Below are 15,390 nucleotides of genomic sequence, written 5' to 3'. Positions count from 1 at the left end.
AATCTATTTTAGCGTTTCTTTTGGATTCTAATGAATAAAACAACCTTGTTGAGCTGTGATCAACTTCTTAGTATTTTTTCCTCGTCGCATATTGCTACTGCAATATATACTACTGACAATTTAATTATTGAAGCGGCAACAGATGCGATGATTAACTTTTGGGGAAAGGACAGATCTATTATTGGTCTGCCATTACTGGAAGCAGTCCCTGAATTAGCAGGGCAGCCTTTTGGTGAGTTGTTAAGAACTGTATTAAGAACAGGTATAACAAATGAAGGAAAAGGTGTGCCTGCAGTGCTGGAGTCAGATGGTGTTTTGAGAACAAGCTATTATGATTATGAGTATAAAGCCATAAAAAATGAGCAAGGGGAGTGTTACTGTATTTTACACCATGCAACAGAGGTAACAGAACGTGTTTTAGGATTAAAAGCAATTGAAAATGAGAAACAACTGCTTGTTAATTTAGAAAATGAGCAGGCTTTAAATGAAGAATTGACTGCTGCAAATGAAAAAGTATCTGCGGCATACGAAGAACTATATACGATTAATGAAGAGCTGAACAACAGTCAGCAAAGCCTTTATAAGCTGAATACAGAGTTAGAAGAACGTGTATTTGAAAGAACAAAAAGTCTGGCAGCCAGTGAAAATAACCTGCGTTATTTAATCAATGATGCACCCGTTGCTATAGGGGTATTAAACGGGACTGGCCTGATCATTGAATTTGCTAATGAATATTTGCTGAACATCTTTGGAAAATCAAGCGAAATTATAGGTAAAACCCTTTATGAAACTGTTCATGAGCTTTATGGGACTTCTTTTTTGGCCTCATTAACTGAAATACTTGAGAAAGGTGATTCTTATGTTGGCGATGAAGTTAAGGGCGTAGTCACCTATGCTGGCCATACGGAAGAAATTTATACAAATTTTAATTGCAAGCCTTTAATAGATGTATCCGGTCAAACAGAAAAGGTAATTATCATTGCGAAAGACGTTACCGAAAAGGTGAAGTCAAGAATTGCTATAGAAGAAAGCAAACACAGGCTGAATGAGATGATCATGACTACACCGGTGGCAATGGCACTTTTTAACGGTAAAGATTTGATTATTGAGCAGGCAAATCATGCTATGCTAAACGATACCTGGCACCGTGAGAAAGAAGAAGTATTAGGGAAAAAACTAATTGAGGCATTTCCTGAATTGGAAGGGCAGCAATTCCCTCAATTATTAATGGATGTATTTGATTCCGGGAACCGTGTGGCTATGCCCGAAGTACCGGTGAAAATCGTATTGTCAGATGGATCAGTTAAAGAAATCTATGTCAACTTCTCTTACGATCCTTTAAAGAATAAAGCAGGTAAAGTAGAATCAATTTTAGCGACAGTTATTGATATTACAGCTATAGTGACTGCAAGGCAATTACTGGAAAGGAGTGAAGTTAAACTTCAGGCATCCTTAGAAGAAACTGCGGCTACTAACGAAGAACTTCAAGCCTCCTCAGAGGAGCTGGCAGCCACTATCGAAGAGCTTCAGGCTTCTTCAGAAGAAATTGCTGCAACCAACGAAGAACTCCAGGCATCCATGGAAGAATTAGCGGCAACCAATGAAGAAATAGCCGCTTCGCACGAAGAAGTACTCAGTACAAATGAAGAATTACTAGCTACCCAGGATCAATTAGAACAAGTGGTCCTGCAGATCAGGGAAAGCGAAAACCGGTTTAAATTTCTATTGAACGCTATCCCTCAGCAGGTCTGGACAGCTACACACGATGGCGCCCTTAATTACTTAAATGAGCGTGTCTGTACCGATTTTGGTTATGAAAATGAAGAAATTATTGGTTACGGATGGCAAAAATTCATTCATGCAGATGATTTACCTATGGCTTTGGTCAACTGGTCGGAGGCTTTAAAAACAGGTAAAGAATATTTAGTTGAATTCCGTTTATTATTTAGTGATGGCAGTTACAGGTGGCATCTGGCGAGGGCACTCCCATTAATAGAAAATGGCAGGGTGACTTTATGGATTGGAACCAATACAGACATTCATTTGCAGAAAAACAATGAGCAGCTAAAAGATGAATTTATATCGATTGCCAGTCATGAACTGAAAACACCATTAACCAGTATAAAGGCATTTAATCAGTTGATGATAAAGACAAAAGACCAGGATAGGTTAAATGGATTTGTAATTAAATGTTCAGATAATATTACCAGGCTGGAGAAACTGATTGCAGATCTGCTGGATGTGACTAAACTCAACGCTGGTAAGATTGAATATAATATGGCCCCCTTTAGTTTTAAAAAACTATTGATGGATACGGTAGAAAGTGCCCAGCATATCTTTCCATCACATCAGATTATACTGGAAACCTGCTGTGATATTGAATTCACCGGAGATCAGTTCCGTTTAGAGCAGGTCATTAATAATTTTCTGACCAATGCAGTGAAATATTCGCCTCAGGGGAAATTTGTATTGGTCAATACGCATCTTGACTATGAGCATATTATAGTTTCTATAAAAGATTTTGGTATTGGTATAGCGCCTTCAAATATCAATAAGTTATTTGATCGTTATTTTAGGGTAGATAGTACAGCTATGCGATTTGAGGGTTTGGGGTTGGGCCTGTTTATCACCTCCGAAATCTTAAAAAGACATAGCGGTGAAGTCTGGATAGAAAGTGAAGTTGGAAAAGGCTCAACATTTCATTTCAAACTTCCGGTGAACCCAATAAAAGCAGAATTTGAAAATAGAATCTCTATGAGTGAAAATTAGAGGATATTGATCAATATTATAGATACAAAATTGAAAGGCGGATAATTATCCGCCTTTTTCTTTTTACATGAATTTCGTCCCGTTAACCCCCAATAAATACGGATAGAATCAAGATAATACGTATCGCACCAAATTAATACGGATGGCATAAAAGATAATACAGATCGGATTAAAGATAATACAGATTGAATAAATATATGCGGAAGGCTTTATATAAGTTTGCGCCATATTAATTAGAATCATTTTAAATAACAGTGAAAATCTTGTATATCATGCCTGAAAAAGGCATTTCGGTCCATCACAAAAACAACAACATGAAAAAAGTAATATCTATTCAGAGGAAGACAATGCTGTCTTTCCTGGCCTTGCTTGCGCTCCTGTTTTCCTCTTGTTCCAAAGAGGATACTATTCAGCCAGATGCCCCACAGAAACCTCCTGCAGATGTACCCTTTCAGGGAACTGCCCCTTACAATAAACTGACCCGGATCAGTAACCTTCAGATTACTAAAGAGGACGCACTATATGCCGGGGTAACCCCGCCTTTCTATTACAGTCTGGAGAACAACAAAGCAATCAGTGCTGATCAGGCCAGGACAGCCGATTGGGATATCGCATTTGATGGTATTTTCAATAGTTTCCTGGAAGGGAACAACAGCATTGATAAAAGTAATAAAGGATACAGAGGGGGCGGAATTGGTGGAATTATGATTCTGCCTATCCCTTTTGACCAGGTCACGACTATTCCGGCCGACTCCGAATTTAAAACAAACAGCAGGGCAGTAGGATCTGATGATGCCGGTGCATTTGGAGAGGGTGTAGGGTGGTATCTCTATGATTACGGCGGAACCATCAGGGGTGGCGGTGCAATTGATAAAAAACATGTTGCTTATGCCATGCCCGAATCCAGGACGATTATTCTGCGGACTGCAAAAGGGAATTATGCCAAGATAAAAATTATCAGCTGCTATAAAGATGTTTTAACACCCGACAAGATGTTCAAAGACACTCCTAAAATGTTCCTTACGTTCGACTTTATTCTATTACCAAAAGGCAGTACTAAATTCTAATATTACAATTAAAAAAATGAAACCAAATTATCTGATCGCTGCATGCTGCGCTGTATTTATCCTATTGACAACGGCCTGTACTAAAAAGAATGACCCCACACCAGAACCTAACAGTAAAATTCTGACCTATACGATCTCTTTACCTGAAAATGATATTCACGGAGTAGTGGATGATCTTGAAAAAACTGTTACAGTTTATATCCCTTTACAGTATGGCCTGACATTTATTGAGCCTAAAATCACACTTTCACCGGGTGCAACCATCAAAGATGCCCCACAAAGAATAGATATACAAAGTGAAGGAACTACTTATGTGGTCAAAGGAAGTGACAATAGTACAGCCACTTATAAGCTTGTGATTATTGTACAGCAAAAAACTCCGCTGGTTGTGGATGAACTATCCAAAGATGATATTACAAAAATCAATATCGGCAGCTCCATCACAATTACAGGGAACTTTGAAAGAACCCTCTTTGATGAAGTAAAGATGACCCTGATTGCTGCTGACGGCAAAGAAACTATCCTGTCAAAAGGCGGTGAATATGTGAGTTCAGTTATTAAAGCTGACGGAAAAATCTTCTATTCTATAGACAGACAGATGCCGCTTGATATGCAGCCAGGTGTTTATAAAGTCAGAGTTAAATTCTTGAAACTGACAATAGAAATGAAAAAGCCAATAGAACTTGTTTTTGGAAGACCGGGCTGGTTATTAGGGAATAAAATTGTAAATCAGGGGGAGACTTTCATTATTGAGCGTTCTTATAACTCTGTATTCAAAAACTTCAAAGAGTTCAGTATTATGGTCAATGGGGTGAAAACATTATTACCTATTGTTTCTTACACCTTAAGCGAAGCTGTAATCCGGGTTCCTGAAAATGTGCCTCCGGGAGATTATATCCCAACTGCATTATTTGAAGGCTTCCCGCCTAAAACAGGTTTCTCTTATGTCACAGTCAGAGAGAAAGTAAAAAACTAAATTATAGCCAGACATTGTCCTTAAACCATTAATAAAACATGAAATTTATATATAGTCCATTCAGAATTGCACAAATAGTATGCAGCCTAGCTATACTCTTGTCCATTTTCTCGTCCTGCAAGAAAGAAGAAAATAAAATCTATAAAACTGAGATCCTGAGTTTTCAAACTATTGATGCCAGCGGAGAGCCGATTAAAGGAGCGATCACAGCAAATAATGAGATCTATTTCTACTGGCCGCCTGAGCAAAAAATGCCAGATAGTATTGCCCCGGTCATTAAAATTTCGGAAGGAAGTACCGTAAAACCAGCTTCGGGCACCAAGGTGCCATTTAATGAGCAAACATCTTTCAGTGTAACAGGTCATGATGGAAGTGTTAAAGTTTACAAACTTAAAATTTCACCTTATGATCCTGAACCTTTTATCAAATCGGTAGGTTTTTCGGCAAATAACCTGTTCATTTATCCGGCATCCGAATTTTATGAATATAATCTGATTGATATAGAAAATGTAGGGATCAACGAAGGTATTGCCGCAAATAATAAAAATATAGAGCTTTTTCTGGTTGATGCAAATAATACTGATATTCCTCTGAAAATGATCAATAAGGAAGACGTTCCGGCGGCTCAGCTAAAAACTTATTTAAGCTGGCTGGACGGTCAGAAAGGAACTTTCTTTGTCTCTGTTAACAAAATTGAGGCAGGAGCTTACAAAAAGATCAAACTGAAGTATAAAAATCATATCGTTTATTATGAGAAAACTATAAACGTTAAAGTTAGAAAATAACTTAAAAGCCTCCTGGAATAAAAGCTGGGAGGCTTTTCCTTTAAAAAGCCCGGATTAACTGATACTTGCCTGATTTAACTAATTAGGCATTTGTTTTTTAAATGCATTCGGGCTAAGACCAACTTCTTTTTTGAACAATCTGGAGAAATAAGATAAGTTCTCAAATCCAAGTGCATAAGCAATTTCAGACACATTATGCTGCTGGGCAATCAATCGGTTTTTCGCCTCCGAAATCAGGTACATATGAATATGTTCCAGGGCAGTTTTTCCACTCTCCAGCTTTAACAGATTACTCAGATAACCCGGAGACATATTTAGCCTTTCTGCTATAAAATTAACAGAAGGCAGCCCTTTAGTATCTAATAAGCCACTGCGTACATAGCTATCTAACTCCTCATTAAATTTGGTTACTGTTCTTGCTGAAATATCAGTCCGGTTAATAAACTGTCTTTTATAAAACCGTTGTGAATATTTAAGCAGGGTATCTACATTGGCGAGAATGATATCCCGGCTATATTCATCCTGGTTATTGTAATATTCATTTGCAATCTTGTGATACAATTCCCAGATTACCTTTTCTTCTGTAGGTGAAAGGTGCAGGGCTTCATTGGTTTCGTAATCGAAGTAATGATATTTTTTGATCTCATTATGGAGTAAATGGCCATTTAAGAAATCTTCATGGATAAAGATCAGGAAACCATCTTCTTCCAGTTCAAGATCTCTCATCTCGATAATCTGATGCGGTTTAAAAAATAACATAGAACCACTTTGATGGTCATATTGAGTACGGCCATATTTGATTACACCATCCAGGACGTTTTTCAAACCAACTAAATAAAAATCACTGGTAAATTCCCGGTTGCCGAGTGTACAAATATGATCACATTTGTAAATGCTGAACAGTGGATGCTCAGGGGGTGGCAATCCATTTTCTTTATGCAGTTCAATAAGGCTTTTATAATGTTTCATCAGATTATTGGTTTTAGCCGGGGAAAACAAAGTACAATCTACAAAAAATAGTTATGCAGATTGTACCTTGAATGTCTTAAGATTAATTGCTTACTAATTAGCCTGTTATTTCATTGCTAATTTATCCATGCGCTTCAGTGGCAACATCTTTCCACTGCTCAAACTCAGCAAGACGTTGGTTATAGACCTGTTTAAGTGCTGGATAAGCCATTTTACCAAGCAAAAAGTGTAAAGGAGGATTCTCACTATCAATTAATTTCAGGAAAGCTGGTACTGTCGCTTCCGGTTTACCCCAGCTATCAGGAGTTGCACCTTCTTTAAAGGCTTTTTTTAGCGGATTATAAACTTCATTAGCCTCTGTTTGGATAGCTGATGCACCAGACCAGTCTGTTGCAAAACCATTAGGTTCAATTAAACTTACATTGATACCAAAGCTTTTAACTTCTGTTGCTAATGTTTCACTCAAACCATTAACTGCATATTTAGACGCATTATAAAGGCCTAAAACTGGTAGGGTAACCAGACCAAGGAAACTGGAAACCTGGATAATATGTCCGCTTTTTTGTGCTCTCATCACTGGGATAACAGCCTGGGTAAGCCAAAGTAAACCAAAAAAATTAGTTTCCATTTGTGCACGTGCCTGTTGTTCTGAAGTTTCTTCAATCGCTCCGAATAAACCAAAACCTGCATTGTTAACCAAGACATCAATACGTCCGAAATGTGCATTTACTTTTTGTACAACTCCGAAACAAGCTTCTCTATCATCAACATTCAATTGTAAGGGATAAACTGAATCTCCGAATTCCGAAACCAGGTCTTTCAGATCTTCTGTGTTTCTTGCGGTTGCAGCAACTTTATCGCCACGTTTTAAAAGGGCTTTAGCCCATAGTTTACCGAAGCCACGTGAGGCACCGGTGATTAAAATTATTCTTGACATTGCTTAATTTTTAAATTGTTAATTATTACAAGACAAATTTATGGCGACAGGCTGAGCCGGATTTATACAAAACATTGAATTATTAGCACAGATCACGAATCTTCAAAAGAACAGGAGGGCAGGGACAGGCAAATGTTTTCATTGTTTTTTCTAATGGTTTAAATCAATATTAATTTTGTTTATCTTTCACATAAAAATACTGGAACAATAATTAGTTTTGTTCTACGGATTTATATATGGAAAATTTGAGAGAACTTGAGCTAAGAATTGAGCAGTATGAACAGGAAAACAAAGAACTCAAGCTGCGTTTAGCGGAGCTGAATGACTTTGTTGAAAATGCTTCATTGCCACTTCACTGGGTTAATGCTGAAGGAATTATTATATGGGCTAATCAGGCCGAGTTTGTTTCTCTTGGTTACAAAAGAGAAGAATATATTGGATTTCCTATCAGTAATTTTCATGCAGATCAAGAAGTTATCACAGATATTCTATATCGTCTTAAAAATAACCAGACCCTTTTAAATTATCCGGCCAGACTGCTGTGTAAAGATGGAACGATTAAACATGTGCTCATCAACTCGAGTGTACTGTGGAAGGATGGAGAATTTATCCATACGCGTTGTTTTACCCGGGACATCACGCTACTGATCCAGGAGCAGGAAAAAAAGGCAGATCTGATATATGATCTGGAGCAAAGTGAAACTAAGTTAAAAATAGCCATAGAGTCCACTAATCTGGGGATATGGGAGTGGAACCCCAAAACAAATGATCTGTATTGGTCAGAAGAATCCAGACATGTTTTCGGTTATCCGGCCGAAGAAAAAATAACTTTTGATACTTTCATTGAGCTGATTCATCCAGAAGACAGATCCCTTGTTCTTGAGGCCTTGCGTGGAGCTGGTGAGCATGGTAGTGATGGACAAAATTATGTTATTTACAGGATTCACCGGTTTAATGACAATGGATTGCGCTGGATTAAAGCACAATGGAAACTGAGTTTTAAAACCGACCGTTATGCCAGCTTGCTGATTGGGACTATTTTAGATATTACAGACGTTAAATATTCCGAAGAGAGAAGTGCAAAATTAGCAGCTATTATTGGTTCCAGTAATGATGCGGTAATCAGTAAAACCCTGAATGGGATTATTACCAGCTGGAATGATTCGGCAGAGCGGACTTTTGGCTATAGTGCAGAGGAAATTATAGGTCATCCCATACTCAAATTAATACCGCCCGACAGAGTAGAAGAAGAGATTCAGATTCTTTCCCGTTTAAGTAAAGGGGAAAGGGTAGATCATTTTGAAACTAAAAGAGTTACCAAAAACGGTAACTTGATCGATGTATCTTTAACTATATCACCTATTAAAGATGCAGAAGGTAAAATTATCGGTTTATCAAAAATAGCCAGGGATATTACGGAGAAGAAGCAGGAAGAGCAGCGGAAGAATGATTTTGTAGCCATGGTCAGTCACGAATTGAAAACACCTTTAACTGCATTGACAGGTTATCTGCAGTTATTGACTATGCGTGCAAAAAAGGCAGAAGATGATTTCGGTATCAAAGCATTGATCAGAGCTGAAGCTCAAACCAAAAAAATGGTTGCTATGATTCATGATTTTCTGAGCCTGGCCAGGATGGAAGAAGGAAAAATACAGATTCAGAGAGAGCTGTTTGAACTGCACCACCTGATTGTCGGAATTGCGGAGGATGCTAAATTCTTAACCTCACAACATACTATAAAATCATTTGGCTGTGAAGGAGTTGTGTTGTATGCGGACAAAGATAAAATCGGACAGGTACTGATGAACCTGATCAGTAATGCAATTAAGTATTCGCCTGCAGGTGGTTTAATTACATTGGGCTGTGAGCAGCTTGATGGAAAAATCAAAATATATGTCAGTGATGAGGGAATTGGAATAAGTCCTGCCGATCAGAAAAGATTGTTTGAGCGTTTTTACAGAGTCAATAACAGCGGGATAAAAACAGTACCTGGTTTTGGGATAGGATTATACCTTGTTTCAGAGATTTTAAGTCATCATGGCAGTGAAATTAAGGTTGAAAGTGAAGAAAACGCAGGCTCTGTATTTTCATTTTATTTAGAAACTGTAACGAGACAGTAACATTATATAATGTTTCTTGTCTATCAGTCAGGAGAAATATCATGAAAAAAACTTTAATCTTTTTAATGCTGTCTATATTGACTGGCAGTATTGTGAATACGGTCAGGGCGCAGGACACAGTGGTCAGGAAAATTGACTATGGTAAAATAGACTCTCTGGGTTCGGGTGTATTAAAAGAAAAACGGCTTTTTGAGGTATTTCTTCCCAAAGCTTATAAAGCAGGCAGCACCAGTAAATATGATGTGCTTTATGTGCTGGACGGCGGTAACCCGAATACGGGTCTTATCAATGAGATACAGCATTTTTTGGAGAGTGAGTCTTATATGCCGCCAACAATCATTGTCAGCATTTTAAATACTGACCGGAACAGGGACCTTACACCAACAAAAGTGAAAGATTGGGAAACCTCGGGCGGAGCAGATAAGTTTCTTCTTTTTATTAAAAGCGAGTTGATTCCTTATATCAATAAAAAATATCCTTCCAATGGTGAAAATACTTTATGGGGACATTCATTTGGCGGTTTGTTTGTGACTTATGCGCTATTCAATGAACCTCAAACTTTTAAATCGTATATCGCTGCTGATCCCAGCCTGTGGTGGGATAATTGTTATATACAAAAAATTGCATCTGATAAATTACCAGCTTTAGCTGGTTCAAATGTTACTTTTTTTATGGGAGGCAGAGACGGAGAGGGAGGCCGTTCTATGAAAATTGATACCATGAGCACTATTCTTCAAAAACTTGCCCCTGCAGGGTTAACCTGGAAAAGCATGGTTTATCCTGATGAAACACATGGTTCAGTAAGACTGAAAAGTATATATGACGGTTTAAAGTTTTCTTACCGTGGCTTTAACAACAAGGCAGACTTTCTTCCGATGAACGGTATTATAGTGAAAAATAAACCCATTAAAATTTGGTATTTTAACGATACGGCGACAGTATATTATACCGTTGACGGAACGGTGCCTGCTGTTTCATCCCATAAAATGCAAAAGGAAGTCTCCTTAACAGCTGCAGGCAGGTTTACTGCAAAAAATATAATCAGCCGGAGCCGATATGACCACATAGCAACTGGTGATTTTGTGGATGGGGAAACTTTAAAGCCCGTTTCAAATAAGAAAAACATGAAACCGGGTGGTTTTAACTATGCTTATTACGAAGGTAATTGGGATAAATGGCCAGCTTTTAAAAGCTTAAAAAATCCGGTTAAAACAGGGTTGACTGATGCAGCTTTTAACCTGGATAAAATACCAGAAAAGAATAACCATGCAGTGATTGTTGAAGGCTTTCTGGAAACTAAAGAAGAAGGGTATTATGTATTTATCTTAGAGGATGGTGAAGAAGCGAAATTATACCTCGGTAATAAACTATTAATGAAGATGACTGCACCTAATAACCAGTTTTCCAGCTATATCGTACCTTTGACGAAAGGATTTTATCCGCTTCGTTTAGAATCTTATCATCAAAAACAAGGTTATAAATTAAAGCTGAGTTATATGACACCAGGTATGATGCAGCATATAAATTTTATCCCTATCCCATTGGATCTTCAATACCACAAACCGTAATTTAATAATTTCTTAAACAATCTATCAGTAAGCCTGTTAATCAACCATTGTAAATAATTGGTGAAAGGATTGATTGTATATAAAAGTTAAGATTTTATGGGAAATATAGAAGAACCCTGGGAACCATTTGAGATTCAGGTTTTAATAGAAGGGAATAATGAACGACTACTTGTAATTCCTGATATGGATGAGCCTAAATATGAGATTTTTGATGAGCATACCTCCATTGGTACTGTGTGGGTAGAAAATCAAAAGCAAGCAAGAAATTGGTGTGGAGAAGGACTGGTCGTCAAAGAATTATTAGCCCGGATCGGTGAGCAAATTGATGACTATCTGAATAATAAACCTGTATAAAATTTCTGCTGTTATCTTTTATTTGAATAGAAGATAACAGCAGAAATTTCAATAGATAACCAATATTTTCTATGGGCTTACTGCGGCTGTTGTGCCTAAAAATGGTAAAGTAAACCAAAAAGTGCTTCCTTCGCCGGGTTTGCTGTCTACCCCGATAGTACCGCCATGTTTTTTAATGATTTCTGAACAGATGTACAGTCCAAGGCCAAGACCTGAATATTGACTCCCCGAACTATCAACCCTGTAATAGCGGTCAAATATATGTGGTATTTTCTCTGATGCAATTCCCGGACCTTTATCCTGAACAGTTAATTTAACCTGATCATTTTCTTTATAAACACGAACAATTATCTCTTTAGATTTAGGTGCATATTTTATGGCATTGTTAATGAAATTGGTAACGATCTGGCTTATTCTTCCTGCATCTGCATAAACCTTTAAATTTGTATCTCCGGTAATTTTAATTGTATGTTTTCCTTCGTAATCTATATGGGAACAACATTCATCAATTACATCAGCCATTTCAAATACTGTTTTCTTTAAATGTAGTTGTCCGTGATTATATTTACTGGTGTTCAGCAAATCTTCAATTAAGACACCAACTTTATCCATGCTTTTATTAGCCCTTTCGATCAGGTTGCTCATCATTTGCGGAGATTGGTTATCAATCATCCGCTGCATAAGCTGTAAGGAGACCTTTAACGTGGTGATAGGGGTTTTAAGCTCATGGCTTGCAATACTGATGAAGTCATCTTTTTGTTCCTGTAATAATTTTTGGTCATGAATATCAGTACATGTCCCAAACCATTTGGCAATTTTTCCTTCTGCATTGTAAAATGGGGCAGCTCTGCCCAGTACCCAGACATATTCACCAGTATGTTTTTTTAACCGGTATTCTATCTCAAACGGATCACCTGTATTTAAAGAATGAATCCATTTTTCTGCTGCTCTTGCAACATCATCAGGATGCACCAAATCATCCCAGCCCTCATTCTTTGTATGATCAAAGTTTGAACCTGTAAAATCGTACCACCTTTTGTTAAGATATTCATGTGTACCTGATTCGTCAGTTACCCATACCATCTGAGCAATCGAATCGGCCAGTTGTCTGAACTGCAAAAAGTTTTCTTCTATAATCTTTCTGGCCTCTACCTGCTCAGTCAGATCTGTAGCCACGACAAGAATACTTTCTGTTTCGCCCGATTGATTTAGAATTGGCTGATAAAGGAAATCAAAATAACATATTTTAAATATACCGTTGTATTCTATTCTGGCGGGTATTTCATAACTGGAGTAGGGAGTGCCTGTCGTATAGACGTCATCCAGTATTTGCAGAAAAGGCTGTCCTTCAAGTTCGGGCAGGGCAAGGGCTAAAGGCAGGCCAATGATATTTGCTGATTTACCCCAAAACTGCAGGATTTTACTATTTGCGGTTTCAATGATCAGGTCTTTTGTTTTAAGTACGCCAACAGCTACAGGAGCCTGGGTAATGAGTTTATTAGACCTCGACTCACTTTCAGCAAGTTTGATTAAGGTCTGCTCAATTTCTTGTGTCCTCTTTATTTTGTTAGTTGTTTCAGTACAAGTTACCAAAATACCGCCAATTTCTCCATTTACATCTATTACACGGCTATAACAAAAAGTCCAGTAAACATCTTCCAGGTTGTTATTCCTATAGATCGGAATAAGCTGATCCTCCTGCCATGTTGCTTCTCCGCCATTCATCACCTGATCAATCAGGGGTTTGATGACCGGCCATATCTCCGGCCAGCATTCTGCTCCTTTTTGTCCTAAAGCTTTTGGATGTTTACCATCCTTTCCTAAACTTGGTTTATAGGCATCATTGTAAAATTGTATCAGGTCTGGGCCCCACCATAAAAACATTGGGAATTTTGAATGGAGGATAATACTTAATGTGGTTAGCAGGTTAGGGGACCATTTATCCGGGGTACCCAACACTGTTTCGGACCAATTGAATGAGCGGGTCAGCATCCCCATTTCGCCACCACCTTCTAAATATAAAGGATAAGATGCCTGCTGCCTTTCTTGTAAGGACATAGTAATTTATTCAGTAGAACGTAAATATAGATTTTAAGTTTTAACTCTTTTAATTCTTTAATAACTTAAATCGTTGTTAAAATGTTTACCTGTTTACAAATATAAACAATAATTGAAATACTAAAAATATTAGTATAAATTTGTTTTATGGAACAATTGAGTATTTTTGCTGAGGCAGGGCAGAGTCCAGGACTTCCAACTGAACTTTTAGCCTATCAGCCCGGGTTATTTGATGAAAAGGAATGTAATATGCTGCTGCAAAAATTTATTGCCGGAACACCCTGGCAGCAAAAGGTAGTAAAAATGTATGATAAACAGGTGCTTACACCAAGGCTTACAGCCTGGTATGCCAATGAAGAAACATACGATTATACGTCTTTACGTAAATCTGCACCTTTAAACTGGACTCCGGAACTTCTGATGATTAAACAAAGGGTAGAGGCGATTGCCGGTGTAACCTTTAACAGCGTACTGCTGAATTATTACCGGGACGGAAATGATTCTGTAGCCTGGCATAGTGACAATGAAAAAGCTTTAGGCACACATCCGGTTATTGGCTCAGTGAGTTTTGGCCAGGTGAGGACATTTGAGATCCGAAACAAACAGGATCATTCTGATAAATATTCAATCAGACTGGAAAGTGGTGCGTTGATGGTGATGAAAGGTAATTTACAAACAGATTGGGAACATCGGGTGCCAAAATCAAAAAAACCGATGCGCGCAAGAGTAAACCTGACCTTCAGAATAGTGAATAATTTTTTCTAAAAACATTTGATACGGTATAATGTTCAACCCCTGGTAAACATCAAATCTTATCCTATGAAAGAAGAGCATAAAAAAGTAACAAGTAAACCACTTGAAGATCCGGCTACAAAATATCCCAGACCACCTTATCAGGAACAAACACAGCCCTGGCCTGGTTTAGCAGGAAAAATGACTCCGGTACCAGATCATGGAGAGAAAAGTTACGTAGGTTCAGGCAGACTGGCCGGACGTAAAGCCTTAATTACTGGTGGAGATTCTGGTATGGGCAGAGCGGCTGCGATTGCTTATGCAAGGGAAGGTGCTGACGTTGCCATTAATTACTTACCAGATGAAGAACCAGATGCTAAAGAGGTTATTGAACTGATTAAAAAAGCAGGGCGTAAAGCAATCGCTATTCCTGGTGACCTGAGAGAAGAATCATTCTGCAAAAAACTGGTTGAAGATGCTGTAAAAGGTCTTGGTGGGTTAGATATTTTAGTAAGTAATGCAGGCAGACAGCAAACCCATGAGTCTATTCTTGACATTAGTACAGCGCAATTTGACTGGACGATGAAGACTAATATATATGCACCTTTCTGGATTATTAAAGCTGCATTGCCTCATCTTAAGCCAGGATCTGTGATTATTGGTACTACCTCAGTTCAGGCTACAGACCCCTCTGCTGAACTATATGATTATGCACAAACTAAAGCAGCGACCACAAGCTTTGTAAAGTCACTGGCTAAACAATTGGGGCCAAAGGGGATTCGTGTTAACGGAGTCGCTCCCGGACCCATCTGGACAGCTTTGCAGGTAAGTGGTGGTGCGACTATGGAAAAATTAAAACAGTTTGGTGCCGATGCCCCTTTAGGAAGAGCAGGGCAGCCGGCCGAACTTGCTTCCATATATGTACAGCTCGCAGCCAGCGACGCAAGTTATGCTACTGGTCAGATCTATGGAGCAGCCGGAGGTAACGGTCAGCCTTAAAATATTTGAATACTGATTACAGGTGTGCAGGCTATACCATTAATTTTAGTAGCTAA

The 15,390-nt window shown here is 38.3% G+C and carries 12 protein-coding genes; 9 read left to right on the top strand and 3 right to left on the bottom strand.

The features are described from left to right. The first annotated feature begins 30 nt into the window (after positions 1–30). From HDE68_RS13585 to HDE68_RS13570, 4 genes are all read left to right on the top strand, one after another. Positions 31–2,769 (top strand): PAS domain S-box protein, encoded by a 2,739-nt coding sequence (locus tag HDE68_RS13585; protein WP_183882764.1) that lies wholly within the window; start codon positions 31–33, stop codon positions 2,767–2,769. Positions 2,770–3,083: 314 nt separating this feature from the next. Next, positions 3,084–3,836, top strand: a complete 753-nt coding sequence (locus HDE68_RS13580; RefSeq protein ID WP_183882763.1) for an HmuY family protein — start codon at positions 3,084–3,086, stop codon at positions 3,834–3,836. A 16-nt stretch (positions 3,837–3,852) separates the two neighbouring features. Further along, complete coding sequence (locus tag HDE68_RS13575) at positions 3,853–4,812, top strand: hypothetical protein (RefSeq protein ID WP_183882762.1); 960 nt, start codon at positions 3,853–3,855, stop codon at positions 4,810–4,812. Positions 4,813–4,850: 38 nt separating this feature from the next. Beyond that, positions 4,851–5,597: a hypothetical protein gene (locus tag HDE68_RS13570; protein ID WP_183882761.1), complete on the top strand. Its 747-nt coding sequence runs from the start codon at positions 4,851–4,853 to the stop codon at positions 5,595–5,597. Between the two features lie 78 nt (positions 5,598–5,675). Here HDE68_RS13570 and HDE68_RS13565 read toward each other — a convergent pair whose 3' ends face one another. Next, positions 5,676–6,566: a helix-turn-helix domain-containing protein gene (locus HDE68_RS13565; RefSeq protein WP_183882760.1), complete on the bottom strand. Its 891-nt coding sequence runs from the start codon at positions 6,564–6,566 to the stop codon at positions 5,676–5,678. 121 nt (positions 6,567–6,687) lie between these two features. Next, complete coding sequence (locus HDE68_RS13560; protein WP_183882759.1) at positions 6,688–7,503, bottom strand: SDR family NAD(P)-dependent oxidoreductase; 816 nt, start codon at positions 7,501–7,503, stop codon at positions 6,688–6,690. Between the two features lie 236 nt (positions 7,504–7,739). Between HDE68_RS13560 and HDE68_RS13555 the strand changes: the two genes are divergently transcribed. The 3 genes from HDE68_RS13555 (at position 7,740) to HDE68_RS13545 (ending at position 11,545) form a co-directional block, all read left to right on the top strand. Then, a complete protein-coding gene (locus tag HDE68_RS13555; protein ID WP_183882758.1) occupies positions 7,740–9,623 on the top strand; it encodes a PAS domain S-box protein in 1,884 nt (627 codons plus the stop codon). Between the two features lie 41 nt (positions 9,624–9,664). After that, on the top strand, positions 9,665–11,191 hold the full coding sequence (locus tag HDE68_RS13550; protein WP_183882757.1) for an alpha/beta hydrolase-fold protein: 1,527 nt from the start codon (positions 9,665–9,667) through the stop codon (positions 11,189–11,191). Between the two features lie 96 nt (positions 11,192–11,287). Beyond that, positions 11,288–11,545, top strand: coding sequence for a hypothetical protein (locus HDE68_RS13545; protein WP_183882756.1), 258 nt, complete (start codon positions 11,288–11,290; stop codon positions 11,543–11,545). A gap of 69 nt (positions 11,546–11,614) precedes the next feature. Here the strand turns inward: HDE68_RS13545 and HDE68_RS13540 are convergent, their stop codons facing one another. Next, positions 11,615–13,603 carry an ATP-binding protein gene (locus HDE68_RS13540; protein ID WP_183882755.1) on the bottom strand — a complete coding sequence of 663 codons (1,989 nt, stop codon included), beginning with the start codon at positions 13,601–13,603 and terminating at the stop codon, positions 11,615–11,617. 147 nt (positions 13,604–13,750) lie between these two features. Between HDE68_RS13540 and HDE68_RS13535 the strand changes: the two genes are divergently transcribed. Beyond that, positions 13,751–14,368, top strand: coding sequence for an alpha-ketoglutarate-dependent dioxygenase AlkB family protein (locus HDE68_RS13535; protein ID WP_183882754.1), 618 nt, complete (start codon positions 13,751–13,753; stop codon positions 14,366–14,368). Positions 14,369–14,422: 54 nt separating this feature from the next. Beyond that, positions 14,423–15,334, top strand: a complete 912-nt coding sequence (locus HDE68_RS13530) for an SDR family oxidoreductase (protein WP_183882753.1) — start codon at positions 14,423–14,425, stop codon at positions 15,332–15,334. Positions 15,335–15,390: the final 56 nt, after the last annotated feature.

It is taken from the genome of Pedobacter cryoconitis, from assembly GCF_014200605.1.
GTDB classification, from domain to species: Bacteria; Bacteroidota; Bacteroidia; order Sphingobacteriales; family Sphingobacteriaceae; genus Pedobacter; species Pedobacter cryoconitis_B.
This window is presented reverse-complemented; position numbering and strand designations above follow the sequence as displayed.